This is a genomic window from Agrobacterium sp. DSM 25558 (assembly GCF_900100825.1).
Classification (GTDB): Bacteria; Pseudomonadota; Alphaproteobacteria; order Rhizobiales; family Rhizobiaceae; genus Agrobacterium.
Genome location: NZ_FMUD01000014.1, coordinates 1 through 26134 on the forward strand (window position 1 = coordinate 1; position 26134 = coordinate 26134).

The following is a 26134-nucleotide window of genomic DNA, read 5'->3' on the forward strand; positions in this document are numbered from 1 at the left end:
CCCCGCCCCACAGCCAGCCCAGAGCGATGCGGCCTTGCGCGAAGTGGCAGAAGCACTCGTCAGCCTGCGACAGGAACTGAAGCATGAGATTTCCGAAGGTGTTGCCCGCGAAATGCAGGGCGTGCGCTCGGAACTGCGCAACATCCGCTCCTTTGCCGAAGATCAGGATTTTGCCGAGGATATTCGCGAGGACGTCGCACGTCTGGCCGCCAGCATAGAGCGCATGGGTGGATCACCCTCACCCGATGCTGAAGCGCTGCGCATCGAGTTCGAAGAATTGCGCAACCTCATGGACCAGGTTGCCCGCGAAGACAGCATGCACCGTATGGAGCAGCGCTTCGACACCATGGACAGCACCCTGCGCGGTTTCGACACGGCCCCGCTTCAGGAAGAAATCGTTGCCCTGGCCTACCGGCTGGACGACATAAAGAGCCAGCTTGGTTCGATGGGCGGAAGTGCGAACGCCGTGCGTGCGCTCGAAGAAAAGCTTCTGACTATTGCCAGCGCGGTCGAGCATCTGGGCAGGCACATGCAGCCCAACGACCAGGCTTACAGCGAGCATTTCTCTGGCCTCGACCAGCGTCTGGACGAAATCAGCCGCGCCATCGCTGCTGCCGGAAACCGCCCCGCATCCTTCGATCCAGCGCTGGGCGAACGGTTGGAAAACCGTCTGAACACGCTCTCTGCGCAAATCGACACATTGAAGGACGACGCCTCGGAAAAGCCAACGGATGCGCTGGGTGCGCGTCTCGATGCGCTGACGAGCCGTATCGAAGAGCTTTCTGCCGAGCGTGGCGTGTCGCAACTCGGTGAGCGGCTCGATCAGCTTTCCCTGTTACTGGAGCGCTCACAGCGCCCATCCAACCAGCCGGAGCTGACATCCTTCCTGACGGATATCTCTCGCAAGATCGATGGTCTTGGCGAGGGTGCCGTCAACGACAAGCTGGCCGAACGGCTGGAAAAAATCGCACGTCGGATCGAAGAGATCGAAACCAAGCCTGCCAAGGCTTTGTCCTACGACACTGCCTTCAAGCGTCTGGAAGACCGGTTGAGCGACATCGCCGCGAAACTGGATGAAACGAAAGCGCCTGTCGCTGCGGAAACCGCTGGCATGTCGCCCGAACTCGACCAGCGCATGGCCGCCATCGAAGAATATATGGCGTCCAGCGACGAATACATCATCGAAGCTGCACGTCAGGCGGCGGAAGCCGTGCTTGAAGCGCATGCGCGCAACAATCTGGCGCAGACCGCAAACAGCGCCGACATGGCGATCTTGACAGAGCTGGCCAATGATCTGCGCAAGCTGGAAGGTTTGAGCCGCAACACCGAAGAGCGTACGCACCGCACGTTTGAAGCACTGCATGAAACGCTGGTGCAGATTGCCGGACGCCTCGACAATCTCGACAGCCGCAACGGTTCGCGTGCTGTCGCGACCCCGGATGCCGACCGTGAATGGGCGGAGTATGATGGCGGGGCGCGGATGCCTGCCGCGACTTTTCCCGCAGAAGGTCTGATTTCCAAGGATGAGCGCAGCGCTTTCGAAAGCGACGCTGCCCGTCAACTCGACACCGATACGCTGGTGCCGCCACAAGCCGAAAGGCCTGCGGCACAAGAAAAGCGTGGCCTTTTGTCGGGTCTGACCCGTCGTTTCAAGTCCAGCGCAGCAAAGACCGAAGACGCGCCAAAGACTGAGGTTTCCGGACGCACGCAGGTCGATCCCGCGCCAGCGCTCGACCCTGTGGATGTGTTGCAGGCCGATATCGAAACCGAACTGCTGGAGCCGGGCTCCGGTGCGCCAGACATCAAGAAAATTCTGGAACGCGTGCGCGCCAGCCAGACAGCCGCCGCCCGGGCTGGCACAGGCGAGAGCGACAACCGCGCCGACTTCATTGCCGCAGCGCGCCGCGCCGCACAGGCTGCCGCACAGGAAAGCGTACCGGAGAGAAGCTCTGCATCGCGCCCACAGCGCAGCAAGGCCACTGTCGAAAAGGAAGGCTCCGCCCTTTCCCGCTACCGTCGCCCGCTTCTTTTGGGCATTGGTGCCATTCTTCTGGCGATGATGGCGATGCCCGCCATCAAATCCTTCGTGGGTGGAGAGACGACACCTCCAGCCGCCGCAATCGAGCCGAAAAGCGTGGAGCCCATGTCGGCACCGCCTGCCGCACCCGCAGAACCGGTCACCGCCAGCGCAGCACCAGCCGTGACCATTCCGTCCGAAAGCCCGATCGACCAGGGCGCGAAGGCAGCCGGTGAACGGATGCAGGCGGATGCGGACAAGAGTGAGCATCTGATCGATACGAGACCGATCGGCGGCGCGCGGCTTCCGCAGGAGACACCGACCATCGTTGCCCCGACTGCATCGCGCAGTTCAGGTGTCGTGGAGCGCTTGCAGCCTGTCGCAGCCACGCCTGAAGTTCAACTGCCGGAGTTCAAACAGGCCGATTTGCGGGTCGCCGAGCCCGAGACCATTGCCGTTCCGGCAGGCATCACCCCGCCATCCCTGGCCGACGCTGCCGCCAAGGGCGACCGGCAGGCACTGTTTGAAATCGGCGCACGCTATACCGATGGTCGCGGCGTCGTTGCCGATCGCGCTGAAGCTGCCAAGTGGTACAAGCTGGCCGCCGACCGGGGCTTGGCCCCTGCACAATACCGTCTTGGCAACATGTATGAGAAGGCGAACGGCGTAGAGCGCAATCTGCCGGAAGCCAAGCGCTACTATCAGCTGGCTGCCGATCAGGGCAATGCCGGTGCCATGCACAATCTGGCCGTTCTCCTGGCCTCCGACGCCGCTGGCGCACCGGATTTCAAGGCTGCGGGTGACTGGTTCATCAAGGCCTCCAATCTCGGCGTTCGCGACAGCCAGTTCAACCTTGCTATCCTCTACGCCCGTGGCAGCGGTGTGCCGCAGAGCCTGGAAGAATCCTACAAGTGGTTCGCGATTGCCGCCCGTGATGGCGATGCGGATGCAGGCCAGAAGCGTGACGACGTGGCCAAGGCCATGCGGCCGGAGCAACTGGCCAGCGCCAAGGCCGCTGTGGAAGCCTGGCAGGTTACGCCGCTGAACGACGAAGCAAACTCCATCAACACACCAGCGGAATGGGCTGGCGTTGAGGAAGAGATCAAAACCTCGTCCGTGGACATGCAGAAGGCGATCCGCAACATTCAGGCCATTCTCAACAACAATGGCTTCAAGGCGGGTGAACCGGACGGCAAGCTTGGTCGCACCACCGTGACTGCCATCAAGAACTTCCAGAAGTCCATTGGACAGGCTCCGGATGGCCGTATCACCGACGAACTGGTCACTGCGTTGCTGGCTCGCAACAAGTAATTCGGCTCTTTGTCGATCTTTTCAAATTATCAACGTATTTGCCGTTGAATAATTGACAGTCATGCCCACCAAGGGCATGACCGGTAAAGGTCGCAAGGTTTCCTGCCTTCGCCATTCAGACAGATACCACCCCTTCGTGGCAAAGCCCGCCTGACGGCGGTTTTTGCCGTTTTGGACGCAACCACGTCCGAGGTCCGCATGTCCGAGGTCCTATTGTGACTGTCTATCTGCCCATTGCAGAACTATCGGTGAATATTTTCATCATTCTCGGCATGGGCGCGGCTGTGGGTTTTCTGTCCGGCATGTTCGGCGTCGGCGGCGGATTTCTCATCACGCCGCTGTTGATCTTCTACAACATTCCCCCCGTCGTTGCCGTGGCAACCGGTGCAAACCAGGTGGTTGCCTCTTCCGTTTCCGGCTCCATCACCCACTTCCGGCGTGGTACGCTGGATGTGAAACTGGGCGGTATTCTGCTGATCGGCGGCTTATGCGGGGCCACACTGGGCGTATGGCTGTTCACGCTTCTGCGCAGCATCGGCCAGTTGGACCTGATCATTTCGCTGCTCTACGTCATTCTGCTGTCCACCGTCGGCGCGCTGATGCTGAAGGAAAGCATTTCGGCCATTCGCCGTTCCGCCCGCAATGAAACGGTAACGTTACGCCGTCCCGGCCACCACAATTGGGTGCATCGCCTGCCGCTGAAAATGCGCTTCAAAAAATCGAAGCTCTATCTTAGCGTCATTCCCATCATAGCGCTGGGTTTCGGCGTGGGCGTTCTGACATCCATCATGGGTGTAGGCGGCGGCTTCATCATGGTGCCAGCCATGATCTATCTGCTGCGCGTTCCCACAAATGTCGTCGTCGGCACCTCGCTGTTCCAGATCATTTTCGTCACCGCCTATACGACCATCGTGCAGGCCGCGACCAACTTTTCCGTCGACATCGTGCTCGCCTTCATCCTGATGCTGGCGGGTGTGGTGGGCGCGCAATATGGTGTGCGCGTGGGCCAGAAACTGCGCGGCGAACAGTTGCGTGCGCTGCTGGCGCTGCTTGTTCTGGCCGTTGGCGTGCGCCTGGCGATCACGCTGGTGATCAAGCCGGACGACCTGTTTTCCGTTGCCGTGGGAGGGCTGGGCTATTGATCCGCGCCGCCCTTCTTGCCGCCGCCCTTTGCGCCTTCTCGGGCATGGCCTTCGCGCAGACACCGCCGCTGGCGATCTCGCCGGATGCATCGGGCCAGCCGCGCCCCTTGCAGGAAAACATCGAGATCGGCGCATCGACCACGGAAATCTCCATCGCGTCCGATTTTCGCGGTGCCGACTTCACCATGTTCGGGGCGCTGAACAATGCCGACCAGTTGCTGCTGGCCATCGGCCAATACGACATCGTGGTGACGCTGGAAGGCCCGAACGACTATTCCACCGTGCGCAAGAAAAGCCGGGTGGCAGGCATCTGGATCAACACCAGCGCCATCACCTTCGCGCCGCTGCCGGAATCCTATTCCATGGCCAGCACCCGCAATATCGACAATATCGCAACGCCGGGAACGCTGAAGGCCATGGGCCTCGGCGTGGAACATCTGCCGCTGCGCAGCGCCGTGTTTTCCGGCGTGCCTGACAATGTCTACGACTTCCAGGATGCCTATCGCCGCCTGAAACTGTCCAGCGGTATTTATCGCAACGACACGACCGGCGTGCGGCTGGAACGCACCGGCCTGTTCTGGGCCACCCTACGCCTTCCCGCCAACGTCCCAAACGGTGTGCACACCGCCCGCGCCTATCTCTTCAAGAGCGGTATGCCGGTGGCGCAGAAGGAACTGCGATTGCGCGTGGTGAAGACCGGCATGGAGCAGGCGATTACCGATGCCGCGCACCAGACGCCGGTGGTCTATGGCATGCTGTGCGTGCTGCTGGCTGTGGTGACGGGCTGGGGCGCGAGTATTTTGTTTCGGCGGGATTAGGGCCTTACCGGGGTGGGTTGAAGCGTTCTGCCGGAGCAGATTTTCGTCAGGCTTAGCAGGGATTGTCTCGACCGTATTTTTGGGTATGCCGTTCGATATTCGCCGGCGCTGGAGCAAGCTCGCCCCCCTCTGCCTGCCGGCATCTCCCCCACAGGTGGGGAGATTGGCTGGGGTGATGTCTTGGCCATCTTGGGCGGTGCTGATGGGCAATAAGTGGCTCTTCGACCTGTCTTTCCCGCAGCGTTATGATTGGACGGAGAGCGTGCGCCTCGCTAATCTCCCCACCTGTGGGGGAGATGCCGGCAGGCAGAGGGGGGCAAGCGGCATACTCTGCCCTCTCAATGGGTGCGGGCAACCACATCCTCCGTCCTCATGCTGAGGTGCGTTGGCCGAAGGACAAAGCCTCGAAGCATCCGCCGCGCACTCTGCCCCAAATCCGCAACCCCCGTCCTTCGAGGCCCCTATGGGGCACCTCAGGATGAGGGTTGCTGCCGTTGCAGCCGGTAGCTATTGCTGCATGAGGTCAAACAATTGCCATCACTAATCCCATTGCTATCAAAACCCCGGCCACCGCTTACGCAAGCTTCGCCGTTCACGCGGCAGTACCTGCCCGTGGCTTGCTTTATTCTCTAGTCCCATAACCATTCGCGGCCATGGATATTCGGACGGGGCGCTGCAAGCTGCCTCGTTGGGTAGTATAATAATGGCACCTCACAGCGCCCCGTTCAGCTCTTTTGGCCAAACAGCAATCCACTTGCCACGGCTGGCAGAGCCCGGACGGCGAAGGGGAAACCTTGCCGGAAAACCGATCGGACATAGTCAAGGTCCGACCCTTCCCATCCGGGTGGCGAACTCCATTGCTGGATACTCGCCCTGCCAGTTCGGCTGCACCTGCCTTCGATTTGCTCCCGCGCCGATAATCTAGGGGCGGGAGGATCGATCCGTTTTTCGCAAGGGCCGCCGCAACACGAATGGCTGCGGCAAACACTCACGATCCGTCCGCGCTGTTTCGCCACAGTGCGGGGCAGATGCAGCGTGTTCCTGTGTACCGCCTGACTTTCGCTTCAATCCCCATGGTCGCGTTCGACCAGAGGACGATGAGCTGTCGGTACACCCGGCGACCAAGCTCCTGGCGGATGCATCGCAGTGGCCAAGACGGTTCGGTCTCGACACGACGATGCCGCCAGGTCGGGCATCGGGAGAATGACGCCGGTCGGTCCGAAACCGGTGTCACGCTCCTCCCGTTGCCGCCGGGGAGATTGCTGCTTAACCCCGGGATCGAAAGGTTTGCGTCACCCTCTCAACCCCAGCGCCGGTCCCGCCTCGCCGCAACGCCTTGCGGTGTATCCGAGGGCGGAACGGGGAGATTGTGCGGGTGATTCGCGCGCCGTGGAGAAAAGTGCGGGGGATTTTTGCGGGTTTTTGTGATTTTTTGGGTAAGGTGTTGATTTGGTTTGGAATTATTTAGTAGAGAGGTTAGTGGGTGGGGCTCACCCCCCTCTGCCCTGCCGGGCATCTCCCCCTCAGGTGGGGAGATTGGCTGGGGGCGGGCTTGCCGGTCATCTTGAGCGTTGTGGCTGTAGAGACGGCAATTTTTAGTGATCTTTCCTTCTCCTGAAGGTCACGATTGGGCAGTGAGCGTGCCTTTTACCGATCTCCCCCCTTGAGGGGGAGATGCCCGGCAGGGCAGAGGGGGGTGAGCGGCATATTCCGCCCTCTCATGGGTGCGGGCAACCACACCCTCCGCCCTCATGCATCATCCTGAGCCTGTCGAAGGAGAGGTGGCGCGCAGCGCCGTCGAAGCATCCAGCCACACACTCTGCCTCAAGCCCGCAACCCTCGTCCTTCGAGGCCCCTGCGGGGCGCCTCTCCTTCGACAGGCTCAGGATGATGGATGAGGGTTGCTGCCGTTGCGGTCGCATCGAACGAGCATCCGAGCATCCGAAAAAATTTTACCCCAGCAAATTCCCGAACCGCACAGAATAAATCCGGTCCCGGCCCAGCAGATGCGCAACCAGTGCCGAATGGTCGAACAGGCCGTGCATCGCCTTGTGGCGCAAATCAAGACCACCGCTGAGCACGCCGAAGGCTGGCATCAACATGCGCGTTCCATCTGTCGCGAAACAGGGGCGGCGGACAGATTTGTCGCGGCGGCGGACGGTGGCGGCGGGGTGGAGATGGCCGGCGATTTCGCCTGGCGATGAACCAGCTTTCGGCTCATGGCGGAAAACGAGGTTGCCGTAGAACATTTCATCGCTGGAAGAGCCCGGCAAGTCCACCGTGCCATCGGGATCGTGGTTGCCGTTGATCCAGATCCATTCGCGTCCTCTCGCCATTTCCTTGATGAGATCGCGCAAGGGCAGCGGCAGGTGCTGCGAGCCGATGCGATCGTGGAAATTATCGCCGAGGCTGACGACGATCTTCGGGTCGTAGCGGGTGATCAGAGAGGACAGGATTTTGAGGGTTGCGATGGTGTCGTAGGGTGGCAGCATGCGACCGCGGCGGGCGAATGCGGCACCCTTTTCCAGGTGCAAATCCGAGACGACCAGCAGGGAGAGATCGGGCAAGTACAGCCCGCCCAGCGGATCGCACCAGCCGGCGACGCCGTTGATGGCGGTTTCCGAGCCAAGGCATTCGAAGCCGGTGGCAAATTTGTCGCTCAGGGCAAGTCGGCTCAGCACGTTTCGGTTTTGTCCTTCATATCCTCTAGGCGGATGCATCATGACATCGCATCCGCAATCAGCTCATCGGCGGCTTCGGCCAGCACGTCATCCATGGCCTGACCCGGAACCGTCTCGCGCCCGATTTCCATCATGACCGGAACGGCCAGCGGCGAAACATGCTCTAGAGCACAATGGGTGGTGTGGCCCTTGATTCGCCTTAGCATATCGCCAAGACGGCCAATGTCCAAAAGTCCGGCTGCGGCATCGCGACGCGTGGCTTCCAAGAGGATGTGATCGGGCTCATGGCTGCGAAGAACATCATAAATAAGATCGGCAGACACCGTGACCTGCCGCCCGGTTTTTTCCTTGCCGGGATGGCGGCGTTCGATGAGGCCGGAAATGATCGCGCAATTGCGGAAGGTGCGCTTGAGCATGAAGGATTCGTCCAGCCATGCCTCAAGATCATCGCCCAGCATATCCTCGTCCAGCAGGTCGGGCAGCGACAGGCGGTCTGATTGCAGGCGCATGCCGATATCTTCCAGCGCCCAGATGGCCAGCGAATAATCGGTGGCGACGAAGCCCATGGGCTTGGCCCCTGCCCGCTCCAGCCGCCGGGTCAACAGCATGCCGAGGGTCTGGTGCGCCAGCCGCCCCTCGAAGGGATACATGACCATGAAGAAGCGCTTGCGGAAGGGGAAGGTCTCGACCAGCAGCTCATCCCGTTTGGGGATGATGGATTTCTCCTTCTGGATGGCGAGCCAGTCGCGCACCTGATCCGGCAAAGCGTGCCAGCGGGCGGGATCGGCCAGCATGGAGCGCACCTGGTCTGCCAAATAGGTGGAGAGCGGAAACCTCCCGCCCGCATAGGACGGGATTTTCGGGTCCATGGAAAAGGCCTGGCTGACGAGGCATTCACTTTCGCGGATGCCTTCGAAGCGCAGTACTTTGCCGGCGAAGAGGAAGGTATCGCCCTGTACCAATTGCTCGAGGAAATATTCCTCGACCTTGCCGAGCGTCATGCCGCCGCGGCCGATGGTGCCCTTGGCGTTGCGCTTGACCATACGGACATTGAGCTCCGCCGCCTCGACGATGGTGCCGAGATTGAGGCGGTATTGCATGGCGACCTGCGGGTTGGAGACGCGCCATAGACCATCCTTCGTCTGGCGGATGCGGGCGTAACGTTCATAGGTGCGCAGGGCATAACCGCCAGTGGCGGTGAAATCGACGATGCGATCAAAGGTTTCGCGCGGCAGGTCGGCGTAGGGCGAGGCGGTGGTGACTTCGCAGTAGAGGTCATCGGCGTCAAAGGGTTCGGCGCAGGCCATGCCGAGCACATGCTGGGCGAGCACATCCAGCGCGCCCTCGGCAATGGGTGGCGTATCCTGCGCGCCGATGTAGTTGGCATCGAGTGCCGCGCGGCATTCCATGACCTCGAAGCGATTGGCGGGCACGAGAATGGCTTTGGAGGGCTCGTCCATGCGGTGATTGGCGCGGCCGATGCGCTGGGCAAGGCGGCTGGCACCCTTGGGCGCGCCGACATGCACGACGAGATCGACATCGCCCCAGTCGATACCGAGATCAAGCGTGGAGGTGGCGACGACCGCGCGCAACTTGTTATCCGCCATCGCCGCTTCCACCTTGCGGCGCTGGCCTGCATCCAGCGAGCCGTGATGCAGCGCAATCGGCAGATTGTCGTCGTTGATGGTCCACAGTTCCTGAAAGATGCGCTCCGCCTGCGAGCGGGTGTTGACGAAGATCAGCGTCGTCTTGTGGGCCTTCAAGGCCGGATAGAGATCTTGCATGGCGTAACGCGCCGAGTGGCCGGACCAGGGAATGCGCTCTTCCGTGCCGAGAATGGCGATGTCGGGCTTTGCGCCGCCATCGACGGTGATGAGGCCGGCGGTGGGTTCACCTTCCGCCTGCGGGCTGAGATAGCGTTGCAAATCCATCGGGTCGGCGACCGTGGCCGAGAGGCCGATGGTGCGCATGGCGGGGGCGTGTTTGCGAATGCGGGCAATGGCCAGCGACAGCAGATGGCCACGCTTGGAGGTGACGAGCGAATGCAGCTCGTCCAGCACCACATATTTCAGGTCCTTGAAGAAGCGTTCGGCTTCCTTGTTGGCGAGCAGCAGGGAGACCTGTTCCGGGGTCGTCAGCAGGATGTCCGGGGGTTTAAGCTTCTGGCGCTGGCGCTTGGACTGCGGCGTATCGCCGGTGCGGGTTTCGACCGAAATGGGCAGGCCCATTTCCGACACCGGCTTCATCAGGTTGCGCTCGATATCGACAGCCAGCGCCTTGAGCGGCGAAATATAAAGCGTGTGAACGCCCACGAAGGCCGAGCCTGGCGGAACCTTGCCGCGTTCTGCCAGATCGGTGAGCGAGGCCATGAAGCCGCCCAGCGTCTTGCCGGCACCGGTGGGTGCAATCAGCAGCATGTTTTCGCCGGACCGCGCGCGGGCGGATAATTCCAGTTGGTGGGCGCGCGGGCTCCAGCCTTTTTCGCCGAACCATTTCTGGAAGGATAAAGGCAAGGTGCCGACGTTTGCGCCGGACATGGGGGGCTCTGTGTGTTTCACAGCTCTAAAGTAGTGAAAATCTTTCGAAAAAGAAGGGCTTCATCCTTGTATATGCGCCTTCGTTTTCCCGTCATTCCGGCCTTGAGCCGGAATCCAGCGCGATCAAGTCCTTGATCGCAAAAGAGTCTATTCGTCTTGCAGACGCAAGACGGCTGGATCCCGCATCAAGTGCGGGATGACGGGACATTGAGACTTCTTACATCGCGATATAACGGTCGTTTCGGTGATTGACGGCGATGACGAGGTTCATGACGAGGGCACCAAGGATGGAGCAGAGAATGATGAAGGGCGTGGCGACGAAGAAGGCGCAGATGAGGACCGTACAATCGAACGCCAGTTGCGCAAGGCCTGCGCGGATGCCGAAACGGTCTTGCAAATAAAGCGCCAGAATGCCGAAGCCGCCAAGGCTTGCGCGGTGGCGAAACAGCGCCAGCATGCCAGCGGCGACCGTCAGCCCGCCGAAAAGGGCGGCAATGATGGGGTTGACGTTTTGCAGCACGATGAGGTGCGGCAGATATTCCGACAGGACCGATGTCAGTGCGACGGCGCAGAAGGTCTTGACCGTGAAGGCCAGGCCGAGGCGGCGCAGGGCGATGTAGTAAAATGGCAGGTTGGCGAGGAAGAACAGAAGGCCGAAGCTGAGACCAGTCGCGTAATGCAGCAGAAACGCGACGCCGACGACACCGCCGGTCAGCAGGCCACCGCCAGACAGAAGTACGACGCCGAGCGAGACGAGCATGCTGCCCGCGATAACAGCCTGTGCATCTTCCACGAGCGAATGCTTATCTGATGTCGATGCCTAAAACCTGATGCGCTTGCGCTCTGCTATGTCGCTCATGATCGTCCCCACGTTGCGTTTTCACTCTTTGCGCCGCGATGGACAATAATTCAAGCGTTCAGCGCACGACGATGTAGCGATCCGAGCGGTGGTTGATGGCAAGGAACAGGTTGAGCACGAAGGCGCCGACGATGGAATACAGCACCGTTTCGGGGTTGATGACGGCGAAGGCGGCGATCATGACGCAGCTATCGAAAGCAAGCTGGATGAGACCGGCGCGGATGCCGAAACGATCCTGAATATAGATGGCGAGAATGCCGATGCCACCAAGGCTGGCACGGTGGCGATAGAGCGCCAGAAGGCCGTAGCCCAAGAGAAGACCGCCGAGCAGTGCCGCCCAGAGCGGATTGATACTTTCCACCACCATCCAGCGGCTTTCCAGTTCCGTCAGCACCGAAACGAAGCCGATGGCGATGAAGGTTTTGAACGAAAAGGCAAGGCCGAGACGACGGAAGGACAGGTAATAGAAGGGCAGATTGACGAGGAAGAACAGCAGGCCGAAGCTGATGCCGAAGGCGTAATGCAGGAGAAAGGCGACGCCCGCCGTGCCGCCGGTGAGCAGGCCGACCTTGGTAAGAAGGTAGAAGCCGAGTGCTGATACGATGCTGCCGGTGACGATGCCCTGAATGTCTTCCAAGGGCGCGTGCTTGGCCGGATCGACACTCCACATGCCATAAACGCTTCTCGTGAATGCCATGCGCGCTACCCCGAAATGGAACTGTCAATGCTGTGTGAAAGTGCATCGTCGCATCACACATCCGCCAGGATGGATCGCTCGATTGGGATGATTTTGCACTGCAACAGGCCGGGTTTCAATATCGATATGTAAGCAAGGCTGACCTATCGATAAAAAGGCAATAAACGAAAAGATCAGCCCGGTTTTCTGGCAAGAAACAGAATGCCAGCGAGGGGTTTTCCGGCATCCTTGCGAATGGTGGTTTTGCGTATTTCCAGCGTTTGCAGGCCGGATACGTCCAACAGGGCGCGGACATAGGCTTCCGAATGGGCGTAACGCAGGGATGGCAGGAGGATAAAGCCTTCCTCGTTCCCTGCATCCTCCACCGAAAAGGCGAAGGTTCCGCCCGGTGCCAGCAGCGCCAGGACCAGCGGCATGACGGTTTCCAGACTGCCGAGATACATCATGACATCTGCGGCTGCAACCAGATCGGCACGGTGGTGGGCAAGGTCATCGGCAAAGAGGCCGGATGTTTCTGCGGCCAGCGAAAGATCGGCTTGGGCCAGATGGTGGTAGATGGCCTTCTCTTCCGCCTTGGCCAGCATGTTGGTGGAAATGTCGAAGCCTTCGAGGCGCTGCGTCCAATCGCGGATTTCGAGACCGAGCAGGCCGGTTCCGCAGCCGATATCGACAGTACAGGTGAATTGGCCGCTGGCCGGTCTTGCTGTTTCGATCAGCGCTGCCAGCTTTTGCGGGACGCTGTATTCCAGCTTTTCGACCAGCGAGGTTTCGAAACGGTCGGCGTAATCATCGAACAGGCCTTCGATATAGGCGCTTGGCGGTTGCTCCGGTGTTGCGGCGGCGCCCAGCACCGCGAGTTTGAGAGGGGCTGCGAAAATTCCTTCGGGGTCTAGACGATCAACCGTCTCGTAGGCGCTGATGGCCTTTTCCTTATCCCCCGCCTTATCGCAATAATCTCCCAGCTGTACCCAGCCTGCGGCCCATGATGGTGTGAGCTCCAGCGCCTGCTCCATCAGTTCGGCAGCGGCGGCATGATCTGCGCTTTCCGCCAGCATACGGGCGTAATCGGCGCGCCGGTCTGCGATGGCATCGCCGGACGAAAACTGGTGTGGGGCCATGCACGCTTTCCTGAAAGAGGTGGGCTGTCTTTCATCAGGCCATAAAAAAACTCAAGTCCTATTTCATGGCAGCGGCAAATATGGCGCGTAGAATGTGCCGACGCTTGCATAGAGGCACCATGCTTTCTATGTCTTGGCTGAATTAGGAGATTTGCTGATGGCCGGTGAGGTCGATAAGGTGCTGGGTGATAGTGTCGCGCGGACAATCGTCAAATTGCTTGTCGTGTCCCTGATCGTGGGTTTCGTCATGGCGGTCTTCGGCCTGACGCCGTGGAACATCATCTATGGCTTCAGAGATTTCGTGCTCGATATCTGGCACAGCGGTTTCCGCGCTCTTGGCAGCATTGGCGATTATCTGCTGGCGGGTGCTGTCATCGTCATCCCCGTCTTTATTATCCTCCGCCTGTTGAGCTTCCGCCGCTGATATGACCCAAGATTCCCTGATGACACTTTCACGGCGCGGCTTCGTGCTGGTTTCCGCCAGTGCTGCACTGTCCGCCTGCGTCTCAAGACCCACGAACAAGGGTATTGCAGCCGGCACGCGCGATGAAACGGCGTCGGCGCTTCCCATGGTCAACGAGCTTCGTCGTTCCAAGGGGCTACCGACGCTGTCCGCAAATAGCGCTGCACAACAGGCTGCCGCTTTTCAGGCCAACCGCATGGTGAAGGCGCAGAAGATGGCGCATCTCATTGGCCTGACGGACAGTTTCCTAATCCGCATGAAGGACGGCGACGTGCCGTTGCCTGCGGCTGAAAACGTGGCGGCCGGGCAGGATACGGTCGAGCGCGTGGTGAAGGCGTGGATTGGCTCTCCGCACCATCTGGAGAATATGCTGGGCAATTATGGCGGACTGGGTGTCGCGGTTGCTTATGATGCGGCGGCGAAGAATAGGCCTTATTGGGCGATGGTGCTGTGTCGGTGATGGGGTTGGGTTAGAGGCCTTTCGACCTGTAATTCTCCGTCACCCCGCACTTGAAGGCATGGCTTTGCGGCTTGGTTTCTTCTCCCCGGTGGGGAGAAGGTGGCCTGAAAGGCCGGATGAGGGGGCTAGTTCTCCTGATACATTGACCCTTGCCCCTTCATCCCGCTGCCGCGACCTTCTCCCCGGTGGGGAGAAGGCGGAAAAACTCGACCGTTACACGCTTTCTCAAACGTTTCCGTCGTCATGCTCGGGCTTGTCCCAGGCATCTGCTACGTTGCGATTTTGGAGACGTGATTAGATCCTAGGGACAAGCCCTAGGATGACGGAGGAAAGGTGGGAGACTTGAATTAACCGCTTAAATCGTCCGCTCGGCCCAGCGATCCACCGTGCTATCGCGCAACTCCCTGACATTCCCAACCCGCTCACGCTCCACCAATGTGGAAAGCCCGCGCACGATGCGGCCCGGCAGCGCTGGACCTTCATAGACCATGCAGGAATAGAGCTGCACGAGATCGGCACCGGCGCGGATTTTTTCCAGTGCGGTTTCGGCCGATGACACACCGCCGACACCGATGATGGGCAAAGCCGGGCCGACGCGTTTGCGCATTTTGGCGAGAACGGTGGTGGAGAGATCGAAGAGCGGTTTGCCGGACAGGCCACCGGTTTCGTGATTGTTCGGGCCGGGGCGAAGTCCATCGCGGGACAGCGTGGTGTTGGAGACGATGAGACCATCGAGATTATGGGCCAGCACTTCGGCGGCGATATCGTCCAGTCCCTCCTCCGTCAGATCAGGCGCGATCTTCAGGAAGACTGGAATGGGGCGGTTCAGCTTCTGTGCTTCGGCATCGCGCTTTTCCAGCACGGCTTTCAACAGGGCGGACAGGCTATCGCGCGCCTGCAAATCACGCAGGCCCGGCGTGTTGGGCGAGGAGATGTTGGCGGTAAAATAAGAGGCGACGGAGGCGAAGGTTTCGATGCCCTTCACATAGTCTGAAATGCGGTCTTCGCTATCCTTGTTCGCACCGATATTGACGCCGACGAGGCCGCGCAGGCCAGCGGCAATGAGGCGCGCGAGGGCTGCAGCATGGCCTTCATTGTTGAAACCGAGGCGGTTGATGACGGCGTCGTTTTCAACAAGGCGGAAGATGCGGGGCTTTGGATTGCCCGATTGCGGGAGCGGCGTGACCGTGCCGATTTCGGTGAAGCCGAAGCCCATCTTCAGCAGCGGACCGGGTACTTCCGCATTCTTGTCGTAACCCGCTGCCATGCCGAGCGGATTGGGGAAAACGAGGCCAGCGACGGTCTGTTGCAGGCGCGGATCATGCGGCACCATGCAGGTGGGGATGAAGCCGGAGCGTAGCGCGGCGATCGACATGCCGTGGGCCACTTCCGGGTCCATCAAGAACAGGCCGCGCCGACCGATCGAGGAAAAAATTCCGCTCATCATGCAATCTCCGGAAACTGGTGGGCACCATCATCATCAAGCGTCAGCGGCGTTTCCCACAGCACCGCGCTTAGGGATAACGGCGCGTAGAGATGCGGAAACTGATCACCGCCGCGCGAGGTTTCGAACACCAGCTTTTCACCCAGCGCGCCACCATCGACGGCGACCAGTAGAAGATCGCTCTGACCGGCAAAATGCTTCTGCGCAGTTTCCTTGACTTGGGCTGCGGTGGAAAAATGGATGTAACCATCCTGGAGGTCGATGGCCGCGCCTTTGAAAACGCCTGCTTCCTTGGCGTCCCGCCACAGGTCAGTCGGCACAATCTTATAAATAACGGGATTGTTGATGATCGGGGGCGTTTCACTCATACGGCGTCTCCTTCACTGCGGGCGGTTTGCCGCAAATGCCGGCGCTTGTCCATCGCTTCACGCAGATTTTTGCGCCTTGACGACGCCTCGGGGACCTCCATCGCAATCTAAAGCTTGTATTGCAGCGATATTCACGCAATCCTTGGCATGGCGGTGCTTGACGGGAGATGAAACTCCGCCAAAAATAAGGCGCACATGAAATGCTCTTGGGAGGGGGCGCGGCATGTCACAACTCACGATCATCATTGCAGACGACCATCCTTTGTTCCGTGGCGCATTGCGTCAGGCGGTGACGGGGCTAGAGGGCGACAACAGCATTATCGAAGCGGGAGATTTCGAGGCCGCGAAAGCCGCCGCCGAGAACCAGCCGGATGCCGACCTGATGCTGCTCGACCTTGCCATGCCGGGTGTCAGCGGTTTTTCCGGGCTGATGTCACTGAGGGCAGAGTTTGCCAGCTTGCCCATCGTCATCGTTTCGGCCAGTGATGACCCCGCCACCATGCGCCGTGCCATCGAACTCGGTGCCTCGGGCTTCATCTCCAAATCCTCCGGTATCGAGGATATGCGCGCGGGCATTCGTGCCGTGCTGGAGGGTGATGTCTGGATACCGGCGTCCTGTCAGTCCGGGCAGGATCATGACCCTGATATGGCCGACCTGATCAACCGGTTGCGCACGTTGACCCCGCAACAAAACCGCGTCCTCGGTATGCTGGGCGAAGGCTTGCTCAATAAGCAGATCGCCTATGAGTTGAGCGTATCGGAAGCCACCATCAAAGCGCATGTCTCGGCGATATTGTTGAAACTGAAAGTGGATAGCCGGACGCAGGCGGTCATTCAGCTTTCCAAGATCAATATGTCAACGCTGGTCGCATAGATACAAGGATTTTATTCCTTTTAATACTTTACTCTTTGGGCATATTTGGCTAGGTTTCTCACGATACTGAAGAGCCGCGTGACGACGCCGCTCCACCCGGACCGTTCATCATGCTGTCACACGATAATATCTGGAGTGCGATCGATACGCTTGCCGACCGGAACCAGCTTTCGCCTTCCGGTCTGGCGCGCAAAGCGGGACTTGACCCGACCTCGTTCAACAAATCCAAGCGGCTGGGGCCGGATGGCCGCCAGCGCTGGCCTTCGACAGAATCCATTTCCAAGGTGCTGGAGGCGACAGGGGCAACAATCGACCAGTTTTTTGGTTATGCCATGGGCCATGCCAACAAAAATGCCATGCCGGATGGCAACTTCCCGCCACAGACGGGTGCCATTCCTCTGATCGGCTTTGCTCAGGCGGGCTCGGGCGGCTTTTTCGATGATGGTGGTTTTCCTGCGGGTCAGGGCTGGGATGTGGTGGACTTTCCCGCCTCGCCCGCCAACAAGGCCGGTGCCTATGCGCTGGAAGTTCAAGGCGACAGCATGATGCCGCTTTACCGTGATGGCGATGTGCTGATCGTGGAGCCTGGCGCACAGGTGCGGCGGGGCGACCGTGTGGTCGTGAAAAGTCGGGATGGCGAGGTCATGGCGAAGGTTCTGGCACGCCAGACCTCCAAGACCATCGAGCTTTTCTCGCTCAACCCTGAGCATCCCAACCGCAGCTTCGATCTGGCAGACGTGGAATGGGTGGCCCGCATCATCTGGGCAAGCCAATAACCACGCTAAAACAACCCGTAAGGGAAATAGCGACGGTAGATTTCCTCCAACCTGCCATTACGCGACAGAGCGGCAAGCGCCTGATCGAAGGCGGGGACCAGTTTGTCTTCCGGATCAACAGTCATGATGGACAGGCCTTCGCCCAAAAAACGGTCCGACATATAGGGCCCATCGAACATGGCGCAACAGCCATCGGACGCGGTTCCCGAGACCCAGAAGGGCAATCGCAAGCCATCAGCGAAGACGGCATCGATCTTGCCTGACTTCAGTGCCTCATACATCGGCTCGTAACCGTCGAAACCGTTGACGGCGACACTGGGGAAAAATGCCTTCAGCATGGCCTGATGACGCGAATTGCTGATGACGCCGACTTTCTTGCCGGACAGCGCGCTGGCTGATTGCCCCTCCAGCCTGGTCGATTTGTTGATGGCGAAGCGGGCGGGCAACAGAATATAGGGCCTTGTAAAGCTGAAGCTTTTTCGCAGATCGGCGCTGGAGGCGATGCCCGACATCACAGCTTCGCCCTCGCCCATTTCCACGGCGGCTTCCAGCTCGTCAAAGGGCAGCGCCTGCACCTGACATTTGCTTTCGATCTTCAGCTGCGCGCAGATTTCGCGAGCAAGATCGACATGGAAGCCCACCAGCCGCCCATCCTGATCCGTAAAATTGAAGGGCGGAAAATCCACCGACATCAAAAACCGCACACGCGACACGGTCGATAGGTCGGCTCCGGGCAACCGCTCCTGCGTATCGAACAGCACAGGCAGGCGACCACCATCCGTCAGGCTGTCCGCACGTATGGAATGTGACGCAAAAATAATGCTCGCACAAAAGAAAGAGGCAAAAATACCCGTCAGTTTTGATGGTGCAACTAAGAAGCGCATATATATGATCCGCTACGGGGAATTATTGGGCACCACCGGCACGGTGGCAGGGTATGTGTATGTCGCGTTTTGACGAGTATACACAAGAATCGCAGAATGCGATGCTTGTGCAGGGCGAAATTGTGTTCGACCCGATCGAAGACGATCCATTTTCATTCCTCGACAGCGCTTCGGCAGAGAGTGACGAAGCTGCCTTTCTCAAGACGCTGGGATTGGGGAAGCCCTATATCGAGGCGTTCACGGAACGTGCGCTTCGCAACGGATCGACATTTGAAGCGGAGCTTCTGGCGGACGGAACTGTCACGGAAGACGCGTATTTTGGGGCGTTTGCCCGCTTTCTGCGACTGCCATTCGTGTCCGAGCTGGATGGGGATATCGTGGTCGATACGGCGTCGCTCGATGTCCAGCTGTTGGAAACGCGGATGGTCCGCCTATCTCCGAAGGACGCCAAACCCTATATCGCCATCGTTCCTGATGTGGGCAGTATCGAAAGACTGAAACACGCGCTGGAGGCGACGCCCGGCATTGCGGCAGATCTCGTCGTCACGACGCCTTCGGCGCTTCTTGCTGCCGTCTGGCAGGCGGGCGCGCAACGGCGAACACGACAGACGGTAAACGCGCTTTTCGATGCGACACCGCTTTATTCAGCGCGCATTACCCTGCACGGAAAGCAGGGGTTCCTGCTGGGCGTCGGCGCGACCATCATAATAGGGTCGATGCTTCTTTCGCCCTCGCTGACCTTTTACCTTCTGCATATCATCACCGCTGCGCTCTACATGGCTGCCATCCTGTTTCGCCTCGTACCGCTGCGCTCCAAACCGGACAGGCGAACACTGGCACTGGTGGACCAATCAGCAGACGAGCAGCTACCCGTCTATACCATTCTCATTGCCCTCTACCGCGAAGACGCAATCGTGGAGCAACTCGTCACCGCGCTGAACCGGCTCGACTGGCCGAAATCCAGACTGGATATCAAGCTGGTCTGCGAGGCGGATGATGCTTCGACAATCGCTGCGATCGAGCGCCTCCGCCCCGGCGCGCATTTCGAAATCGTCCACGTACCGCCGTCCCTGCCGCGTACGAAACCGAAGGCTTTGACCTATGCGCTCTACGGCGCGCGTGGAGAGTTCATCGCGGTCTATGATGCCGAGGACAGACCGCATCCCAAACAGTTGCGCGAGGCCTATGCCCGGTTTCGCAACGGCTGTGACAAACTGGCCTGCCTGCAGGCACCGCTCATCATCAGCAATGCCGATGTCTCCTGGATCACCTCATCCTTTTCGCTGGAATATTCCGCGCTGTTCAGGCGCATGTTGCCGATGCTGGCACGCATGCAAATGCCTCTTCCGCTGGGCGGCACATCCAACCACTTTCGCACATCGGTTCTGCGCCATGTCGGTGCGTGGGACCCCTACAATGTCACTGAGGATGCCGATCTCGGCATGCGCCTGTATCGGCTCGGCTATTACTCCGATGTCATCAGCTATCAGACGCTGGAAGATGCGCCCAACGACATATTCGTCTGGCTTGCCCAGCGCAGCCGCTGGTTCAAGGGCTGGCTGCAAAGCTGGCTGGTGATGATGCGATCGCCGGTCAATGTTGCAACGGAAATGGGCTGGAAAGCCTATCTGGTCTTTCACCTGCTGATCGGCGGCATGTTGTTGTCCTCGCTGACGCACCCACTGTTCATCATCTATTTGATGGTCGTCGGTAGGACGTTGTGGGTGGAGGGCCTAGATGCGTTTTCCGCAGCGCAACTTGCACTGGTCGGGATCGACACGCTCAACATCATCGCGAGCTACGCCATTTTTCTGTTGATGGGGACACGCGCCATGATCGACCATGAGCGCGGTATGATCGGGAAACGATGGCTGGCGACGCCACTTTATTGGCTGATGCTGTCTGCTGCGGCGTGGCGCGCGGTCTACGAGCTTCGCTATAAACCATTCGTCTGGAACAAGACGCCGCACAAACCGGTTTCGAAGACTAATTCGGTAAAATTTTAATTAAAATTGATATTGTCCAAAGTAAACGGCGGCAAGGTGAATCCTGCCTAATTCAGTAAGGCGAACGGCATTCCGTGCGCGCGCCCTGCTTGGTTTGATAGGTATTGTCAGTGGCGTGATAGGACGTATAGGTCTGCGCGCACCACTTTACATGCTGGATTTCCTGCGAAGACAGCGACAAACCACTTGAGTTGGCGGTGTCAGAAGGGCCGCCGGTAAAGGCGACTGGTGGGTGATTGTAAGTCCCCTGCGTTTCTGCCTGCCCCTCATATGCAGGAGCGATAACGCTGAATGCATGGGCAGGGATTGTAGTAGTCGCAGAAAAACCGAGACCTATAGCTACGACAGAAATGAGTTTTACCATCTTGGACATTGGTAATTCCTTTTTTTCTATTTGGAAAACCAACGTGACTTGGGCAGCTTTTGTTCCGGAAAAGATGAAATTGTTAAAATTTGGTGTTGACACCACCAAATTCGGCTTTGCAGAGCGACAAATCGAAGGGGTGCCGAAACACTGCGCGCGGGCCAAAAAAAATCCACCGAATCTCTTCGGTGGATTTGTATCAAGCCATCTGGATTGGCTGTGTCAGAAATTTACCTTCCAGCCAGAGCGGAGCCACACACGCGGGTCGCCGCCCTCGGTGGACGCGTTGACCATGAGGGATGCCGTACCACCGCCGACGCCGAACTCTGCGCCGAGGCCGCCACGGACCCACCATTGCTTCAAATCCTGGCCCGGCAGATCGACGGACGACAGGCCCAGGATTTCTGCGCTTGTGGCAGAAGACTGGCTTTCAAACCGGTGCGCGACTTCCGTACGTGCCAGAAGGTTGACGTTTTCAGTCAGCGGATGAACGTAATCAGCACCCAGACGTGCAATCGTCGCATGATCGCTCATATCGTCATAGGCGACAGGAAACGATCCGCCGCTTTCCGTGTAGGCATCGACATTGCTGTTTGCACGCGACAGACCGATGTAGGGTGAGATTGCCGTGTCGGCGATCGTGACGGCATCCAGCCAGTCGAAGCGCAACTTGCCGCCCCATGTCCGGGTGTCCGTATTACCGTTGGAGAAATCAAGCGCTCCGCCATTCTCGTATCCGCGATGGATGTCGATCTTGCCGCCAGCGTAATAGCCGCCGAGCGTGACGTAGAGATTGTTGACGACGTTGGCCGTGACTTCCGGCGAAACGTAGAAGCCCTTGAAGTTGAAATCGCCGCCGCCTTCGAGGTCCTGATTGGTGTAGGTGCCGCCGAGTGCAAGGCGACCCGTAACGCCGTCCGCTATGCCGTAACCCATACCAATTTCGCCAAGCGCAAAGCCGCCATCGGATGCATTGCTCTTGTCATAACCACTGTCCACCGTTCCCCAGGCAGAACGCTGACCGGCATTGAGAAGGTTGCGCATTGGGCTGCCTTCGGCACCGAACATGGCAGTGTTGGCGTAGCTCAGCTGCATGTTGCTGGGGGTGACGGCCGCGCTTTGAACTGTTGGAAGGAACTGTTCAGGAGTTATGATACCGCTGCCGAGTGCACCGACGCGGGCGTAGTAGAATTGATTATCCTGCGTGTAACCAGCAACCACATTGCCATTGTCGGATACGGCCTCTGCAGTCCGCGTGACGTCCTCAGAAAGGTTTACACCTGCAGATCTCAACCAGTCATCAACGCTTTTCATGCCGGTCGCATCCGTCCAACGGAAGCCATGGGTCGTACTGCTGCTATCCTGCGAATCTCCGACGACGACACTGCCATCTGCATTCACGGCCCGGGCTAAGGAGTAACGACCGCCCAAATTTCCAAGATCCTGCATGGTACCAGTAACGCCATCACTGCCGACATGCCAGCGATAAGCAAGCTGGTAATAAGCGTCATCTTGAGGCTGAACGTAGACATAACCAACTATGGTGCTCCCATCCTTGCTCATGGCATTGAATCGCGTACTTTTATAGTTGATGGGTTCGTCTGTCGCCAGCGTCCCGATGTCTGTCATGCCGCCAACCTGCGTCCAGCGAAAGACGCGTGAAGTTTCTTCACCGCTATAAGAGTAACCAGCCACGACATTGCCGTTTTTGCTCACAGCTCGGGCTTCTGAGTAATCATCCCCGTCGAGCGCTCCCAAGTCTGTTATTTGACCGCCCACCTGCCAGCGGAACGCGTGGTTTGTTCCAGACGACGTATTTGAATACCCCACGACTGTTGTACCATCACCGCTGATGGCAGTGGCACTGGAATTTCTGCCAGCACCCAGCGCTCCGACATCGATCATGCCATCTGTGGAGGTTGACCAATAAAATGCATGTGTAGCAGTATTATCTGATATATAGGAATTACCCGTTACAGCGTTCCCATCGTCGCTGACGCCGATGGCGCTCGAATATGTTCCTCCGAGCGTTCCCAGATCTTCAACGCCAGATTCCGTAACGCGTACTGCGCGGCTTTCACTGAACCAATTAAATTCGGCACTAAGGTTGCCGACATAAACAGAACCGTCTGCGTTGATTGCAGTGCTGGTCAGAAACCCTGATGTTTCAGGCGTTGAACCTTCAGAATTCCGCCATACGTATGGCACATAGCCTCCCCACAAGCCTACAGAGCGTACATACTTGTTAAAAAGTAGAGTCGAACCATCTCCGCTCAAACCAACGAAGGATAGGTCGCCATCTGCGGTATCAATCTGCTCGAACTTCAGATTTTCGTTGCTAGATACGGGGCTAGGAGGTGCCGCCTGCGACGCGGCGGGGAATGCGCCCGAAAGGGCCAGCGCCATAGCAATCAGAGACGTACCAGTAGAAAAATTTCGTGTTTTGATTGTATCTTTGTAGTAAAACGTCTTGGCCATGCCGTTTAATCCCCTGCTCGCCCCGTCGCGTCTTGTTTTGAAACAACGCGGATATTGAAATCTGGCGAATGGGTAGCAGCGGGCTTAATTCTCGAACATGCCTGAGCGTCCGTATTAATTGTCTGGACGTCTAACCAACTGATTGATACCATATTCCATAAGTATAAAAATCTGGTGTGGCTTTTATGACATATTTTATACTTTTGAAATAAGTGTCATCTCTCCAAGCTCTTTCCCGCCCTAGATTTGTCATATGGTTAATAATGGCTTCCTTCACGTTCGACAGTTCAGCGTTTCATCAAGACCAACGTTTCGATGCCTATCGCGACCTCTACGCTGGGGGCTCTGACGTTGACATCAACGGCAAAGATTTTCATGCGCGGGTCGAGGCTTGGCGGCTGGGGAAGCTCGTCATGTTTGATCGCAAGCTGAACGACGTCACACATGAACGTTCCATTCGTCGTGCCAATGTCGATGGGTTCGAGCATTTTACGCTACAGCTCAATCTTTCAGGCCAGTTACTGGTTGAAACGCCGGGCTCCACCCTTTCTGTTGGCCCGGGAGAGATCGTTTTGTTCGACATGGCAAAGCCACAGCGTACGAAACTGACGGACTGCCATTATCTCACCTTCGCCGTGGCTCCTGACATGATCGGCGAGATAGACCGTGACATGGGAGATCTGCATGGCACCGTTCTCAAGAGCGCCCATTCCTTCATTCTTGCGGACCTGATGTCTTCTCTGGTGCGACACCCGGTGCAAGACGGCAAAGCAATCTCCGGACGCGTAACCCAGATGTTCCGCCAGGCGCTGGCCCTTGCGCTTGATTCCGACAACCGCTCACGGCCCAGAGACGCCAGCGAAGCAATGGAGCGCGTCAAACTCCTGATCGATGCGCATCTTGCAGAACGCGAACTTTCGCCAGAATGGATCGCAAAAAACGCCAATCTGTCGCGGACGCGTCTGTACGATCTGTTCAAGCCTGCGGGCGGCATTTCAAGATATGTGCAAAAAACCAGAGCGGCGAAGTTACGTCAGCTGCTTGCCATGTCGGAAATGGCAAGGTTCAGCATCGGCACGCTCTGTCATCAGGTTGGCTTCGCCAGCGAAAGTCACGCCATACGAACGTTTTCCGAGTTCTTCGCCATGTCGCCCGGCCAATACCGGCGTCAACTGAGCGCCACATATTCGGATAATGACAGCAAATCCTATGCGGATTTCGACGGCTGGATCAGGGCTCTCAACGCGGCGTGAAGCTGGATCGTCGCGGTGCCCCGAGGTGCTCGATCTCAACGCGTATCCGTATTCCATCTGTTCAGATGCTTGGTTGCCATGTCGTAAACTGCGTAAGCGCAAAAAAGCCCGTGCACGACCAACATGTACCAGAAGAAACTGGCCTCGCCTTCGCTCTGCATCAAGGCAGAGACGATGAGGGGGCCGAGCGTGCCTCCCACCGACGTATAAAACAGCAGCGATGCGGCCAGAAGGACGTAGTCGCCGCCTCTGGCCGCACGATCGTTTCCGTGCGCGGAGCTGAGGGCATATAAAGGAAAACTGAACGCCCCGAAGATGATGATGCCAACGATATTGGAAAGCGCGTCCGTACCCGCAAAAGCAACGAGGAACGCCTCCGTTGCCAAAGCACCGACCATGGTGAAAAGAATGACGGCAACGCGGCTCAGTTTGTCGGAAAAGAACCCCAGCGGATACTGCAATATCAAACCGCCAACCATGCCCGCACTCATGAAGTTGGCGATACCCGCCGGTGTCAAGCCGATGAAATGGGCATAGACCGGCCCGGTCGAGCGGAACGTCGTCACAGTCAGACCCGCGACAATGGCACCCAACACCGCAAGCGGGCTGATGCGCCACGCCCCGGCAGGGTCGAACCGCAAATTGGTCGTTGCCGCCGCGTGAGCCGTTTTCACAAACGCAAACGGCACCAACGAAATAATGAGCGCGACGGATATCATCAGGAACAGCGCTGGACTGTCTATGCCAACCGAGGGAATAGCGTGCTGTGCGGCCGCCACCGAACCCAGGTTGACGAGGCGGTAAATCGACAGCGCCTGCGCTCTATAGGAATTACCGACATTGGCATTGATGCAGCTTTCTATCACCGCCAGCAAACCCGCATAGGCAAAGCCGGAGATGAACCGCAAGCAGATCCAGATGTTCGGATCGATCGTCGATGCCGTCAATCCCGTAACCACCGCCCCCACCGTTGCCAGGATCATGAATGTCTGGCGGTGCGACAGCCGTGAAAAGAGTTTGGAGACAGAAAGACAGCCCAACGCAAAGCCGAGGCTGTAGAGCGCGCTCATAATCCCGATAACAGTAACAGCAAATCCCTCATGCGCGCCGCGCACGGCAACAAGCGTCAACTGCAACCCATGCGCACCTATCACGATGCCTGCGGTGATGAGCAGCGGAAGGAGATACCTGATCTGTTGGAAAGACATGCTTGCCTGATGCAGTCGACGCGTCGATCAACCAGCACCGATAAGCGCGCTGAATGCCGTTTTGTCGAGGAGGATGAAACGAAAAGACGTGAATAGGAATTCTTCTGCCGGAGACTTGTATCGAAGACGCCAAATATAAATCTCAGCAATGCTCCATAGGACCTAAATTAACCCAGGCGCAAGCAACCAGCCGATGAACTTCTGCATGAACCTTCGCGGCATCGCTTTGAAGAGGCACTGCTTTATGGGTGATAAAGTCGGACTTATTGATCCGGCTGGAGCGGGTGAAGGGAACCAAACTCCTAAAATAACCAACTGTAAAATATGAATTAATTTTCTATTATTTCAAATATACCGTATTTTTTACCGTGCTAGA

20 protein-coding genes are annotated in these 26134 nt (G+C 58.3%); 9 read left to right on the forward strand and 11 right to left on the reverse strand.

Going from position 1 to position 26134, the window contains the following annotated elements; all coding sequences use genetic code 11:
- The 3 genes from DSM25558_RS13270 to DSM25558_RS13280 form a co-directional block, all read left to right on the forward strand.
- Nucleotides 1-3328 (forward strand): peptidoglycan-binding protein (locus tag DSM25558_RS13270; protein ID WP_077105246.1); only part of this gene is annotated, 3328 nt, incomplete at its 5' end.
- Between the two features lie 215 nt (nucleotides 3329-3543).
- Nucleotides 3544-4470 (forward strand): sulfite exporter TauE/SafE family protein, encoded by a 927-nt coding sequence (locus tag DSM25558_RS13275; RefSeq protein WP_077105247.1) that lies wholly within the window; start codon nucleotides 3544-3546, stop codon nucleotides 4468-4470.
- Entirely contained in the window at nucleotides 4467-5288 is an 822-nt protein-coding gene (locus DSM25558_RS13280) for a TIGR02186 family protein (RefSeq protein WP_077105248.1), read from the forward strand. The genes DSM25558_RS13275 and DSM25558_RS13280 overlap by 4 nt, the downstream gene beginning before the upstream one ends.
- Nucleotides 5289-7240: 1952 nt before the next feature.
- Here DSM25558_RS13280 and pdeM read toward each other — a convergent pair.
- The 5 genes from pdeM to DSM25558_RS13305 all read right to left on the reverse strand — a co-directional run bounded on the left by pdeM (nucleotide 7241) and on the right by DSM25558_RS13305 (nucleotide 13180).
- Nucleotides 7241-7969, reverse strand: a complete 729-nt coding sequence (pdeM, locus tag DSM25558_RS13285; RefSeq protein WP_077105355.1) for a ligase-associated DNA damage response endonuclease PdeM — start codon at nucleotides 7967-7969, stop codon at nucleotides 7241-7243.
- A gap of 38 nt (nucleotides 7970-8007) precedes the next feature.
- On the reverse strand, nucleotides 8008-10506 hold the full coding sequence (locus tag DSM25558_RS13290) for a ligase-associated DNA damage response DEXH box helicase (protein WP_077105249.1): 2499 nt from the start codon (nucleotides 10504-10506) through the stop codon (nucleotides 8008-8010).
- A gap of 217 nt (nucleotides 10507-10723) precedes the next feature.
- Nucleotides 10724-11299, reverse strand: coding sequence for a YitT family protein (locus DSM25558_RS13295; protein WP_077105250.1), 576 nt, complete (start codon nucleotides 11297-11299; stop codon nucleotides 10724-10726).
- Nucleotides 11300-11423: 124 nt separating this feature from the next.
- Nucleotides 11424-12035: a YitT family protein gene (locus tag DSM25558_RS13300; RefSeq protein ID WP_077105251.1), complete on the reverse strand. Its 612-nt coding sequence runs from the start codon at nucleotides 12033-12035 to the stop codon at nucleotides 11424-11426.
- 200 nt (nucleotides 12036-12235) lie between these two features.
- A complete protein-coding gene (locus DSM25558_RS13305; protein WP_077105252.1) occupies nucleotides 12236-13180 on the reverse strand; it encodes a methyltransferase domain-containing protein in 945 nt (314 codons plus the stop codon).
- 157 nt (nucleotides 13181-13337) lie between these two features.
- On the opposite strand from DSM25558_RS13305, the gene DSM25558_RS13310 reads away from it, so the two are divergent.
- The gene (locus DSM25558_RS13310; protein WP_077105253.1) at nucleotides 13338-13604 is read left to right on the forward strand and encodes a DUF6460 domain-containing protein; all 267 of its coding nucleotides are present in this window, start codon (nucleotides 13338-13340) and stop codon (nucleotides 13602-13604) included.
- A 1-nt stretch (nucleotide 13605) separates the two neighbouring features.
- Nucleotides 13606-14103, forward strand: a complete 498-nt coding sequence (locus DSM25558_RS13315) for a CAP domain-containing protein (RefSeq protein ID WP_077105254.1) — start codon at nucleotides 13606-13608, stop codon at nucleotides 14101-14103.
- Nucleotides 14104-14458: 355 nt separating this feature from the next.
- On the opposite strand, the gene DSM25558_RS13320 is transcribed toward DSM25558_RS13315, so the two are convergent.
- Both DSM25558_RS13320 and DSM25558_RS13325 read right to left on the reverse strand, forming a co-directional pair.
- Nucleotides 14459-15547, reverse strand: coding sequence for a quinone-dependent dihydroorotate dehydrogenase (locus DSM25558_RS13320; RefSeq protein ID WP_077105255.1), 1089 nt, complete (start codon nucleotides 15545-15547; stop codon nucleotides 14459-14461).
- Entirely contained in the window at nucleotides 15547-15915 is a 369-nt protein-coding gene (locus tag DSM25558_RS13325; RefSeq protein ID WP_077105256.1) for a DUF952 domain-containing protein, read from the reverse strand. The genes DSM25558_RS13320 and DSM25558_RS13325 overlap by 1 nt, the downstream gene beginning before the upstream one ends.
- 223 nt (nucleotides 15916-16138) lie before the next feature.
- On the opposite strand from DSM25558_RS13325, the gene DSM25558_RS13330 reads away from it, so the two are divergent.
- Nucleotides 16139-16789, forward strand: a complete 651-nt coding sequence (locus tag DSM25558_RS13330) for a response regulator (protein WP_077105257.1) — start codon at nucleotides 16139-16141, stop codon at nucleotides 16787-16789.
- A 110-nt stretch (nucleotides 16790-16899) separates the two neighbouring features.
- Nucleotides 16900-17565, forward strand: a complete 666-nt coding sequence (locus DSM25558_RS13335) for a S24 family peptidase (protein ID WP_077105258.1) — start codon at nucleotides 16900-16902, stop codon at nucleotides 17563-17565.
- 5 nt (nucleotides 17566-17570) lie between these two features.
- Here DSM25558_RS13335 and DSM25558_RS13340 read toward each other — a convergent pair whose 3' ends face one another.
- Nucleotides 17571-18332 carry a transporter substrate-binding domain-containing protein gene (locus DSM25558_RS13340; RefSeq protein ID WP_077105356.1) on the reverse strand — a complete coding sequence of 254 codons (762 nt, stop codon included), beginning with the start codon at nucleotides 18330-18332 and terminating at the stop codon, nucleotides 17571-17573.
- 176 nt (nucleotides 18333-18508) lie between these two features.
- Between DSM25558_RS13340 and DSM25558_RS13345 the strand changes: the two genes are divergently transcribed.
- Nucleotides 18509-20455, forward strand: a complete 1947-nt coding sequence (locus DSM25558_RS13345) for a glycosyltransferase family 2 protein (RefSeq protein WP_077105259.1) — start codon at nucleotides 18509-18511, stop codon at nucleotides 20453-20455.
- A 52-nt stretch (nucleotides 20456-20507) separates the two neighbouring features.
- On the opposite strand, the gene DSM25558_RS13350 is transcribed toward DSM25558_RS13345, so the two are convergent.
- Both DSM25558_RS13350 and DSM25558_RS13355 read right to left on the reverse strand, forming a co-directional pair.
- A complete protein-coding gene (locus DSM25558_RS13350) occupies nucleotides 20508-20828 on the reverse strand; it encodes a BA14K family protein (protein WP_077105260.1) in 321 nt (106 codons plus the stop codon).
- Between the two features lie 213 nt (nucleotides 20829-21041).
- Nucleotides 21042-23297 (reverse strand): autotransporter domain-containing protein, encoded by a 2256-nt coding sequence (locus tag DSM25558_RS13355; protein WP_077105261.1) that lies wholly within the window; start codon nucleotides 23295-23297, stop codon nucleotides 21042-21044.
- A gap of 263 nt (nucleotides 23298-23560) precedes the next feature.
- On the opposite strand from DSM25558_RS13355, the gene DSM25558_RS13360 reads away from it, so the two are divergent.
- Nucleotides 23561-24550: a helix-turn-helix domain-containing protein gene (locus DSM25558_RS13360; RefSeq protein WP_077105262.1), complete on the forward strand. Its 990-nt coding sequence runs from the start codon at nucleotides 23561-23563 to the stop codon at nucleotides 24548-24550.
- 35 nt (nucleotides 24551-24585) lie between these two features.
- Here the strand turns inward: DSM25558_RS13360 and DSM25558_RS13365 are convergent, their stop codons facing one another.
- The gene (locus DSM25558_RS13365) at nucleotides 24586-25758 is read right to left on the reverse strand and encodes an MFS transporter (RefSeq protein WP_143240102.1); all 1173 of its coding nucleotides are present in this window, start codon (nucleotides 25756-25758) and stop codon (nucleotides 24586-24588) included.
- Between the last annotated feature and the right edge of the window lie 376 nt (nucleotides 25759-26134).

Bases quoted from the DNA above. Each gene is read 5' to 3' on its own strand.
- DSM25558_RS13310 (WP_077105253.1), top strand. From the start codon at position 13,338: ATGGCCGGTGAGGTCGATAAGGTGCTGGGTGATAGTGTCGCGCGGACA.
- DSM25558_RS13305 (WP_077105252.1), bottom strand. From the start codon at position 13,180: ATGGCCCCACACCAGTTTTCGTCCGGCGATGCCATCGCAGACCGGCGC.
- DSM25558_RS13365 (WP_143240102.1), bottom strand. From the start codon at position 25,758: ATGTCTTTCCAACAGATCAGGTATCTCCTTCCGCTGCTCATCACCGCA.
- DSM25558_RS13350 (WP_077105260.1), bottom strand. From the start codon at position 20,828: ATGTCCAAGATGGTAAAACTCATTTCTGTCGTAGCTATAGGTCTCGGT.
- DSM25558_RS13300 (WP_077105251.1), bottom strand. From the start codon at position 12,035: ATGTGGAGTGTCGATCCGGCCAAGCACGCGCCCTTGGAAGACATTCAG.
- DSM25558_RS13325 (WP_077105256.1), bottom strand. From the start codon at position 15,915: ATGAGTGAAACGCCCCCGATCATCAACAATCCCGTTATTTATAAGATT.
- DSM25558_RS13360 (WP_077105262.1), top strand. From the start codon at position 23,561: ATGGCTTCCTTCACGTTCGACAGTTCAGCGTTTCATCAAGACCAACGT.
- DSM25558_RS13345 (WP_077105259.1), top strand. From the start codon at position 18,509: ATGTCGCGTTTTGACGAGTATACACAAGAATCGCAGAATGCGATGCTT.
- DSM25558_RS13320 (WP_077105255.1), bottom strand. From the start codon at position 15,547: ATGAGCGGAATTTTTTCCTCGATCGGTCGGCGCGGCCTGTTCTTGATG.
- DSM25558_RS13330 (WP_077105257.1), top strand. From the start codon at position 16,139: ATGTCACAACTCACGATCATCATTGCAGACGACCATCCTTTGTTCCGT.
- DSM25558_RS13315 (WP_077105254.1), top strand. From the start codon at position 13,606: ATGACCCAAGATTCCCTGATGACACTTTCACGGCGCGGCTTCGTGCTG.
- DSM25558_RS13355 (WP_077105261.1), bottom strand. From the start codon at position 23,297: ATGGCCAAGACGTTTTACTACAAAGATACAATCAAAACACGAAATTTT.
- DSM25558_RS13335 (WP_077105258.1), top strand. From the start codon at position 16,900: ATGCTGTCACACGATAATATCTGGAGTGCGATCGATACGCTTGCCGAC.
- DSM25558_RS13290 (WP_077105249.1), bottom strand. From the start codon at position 10,506: ATGTCCGGCGCAAACGTCGGCACCTTGCCTTTATCCTTCCAGAAATGG.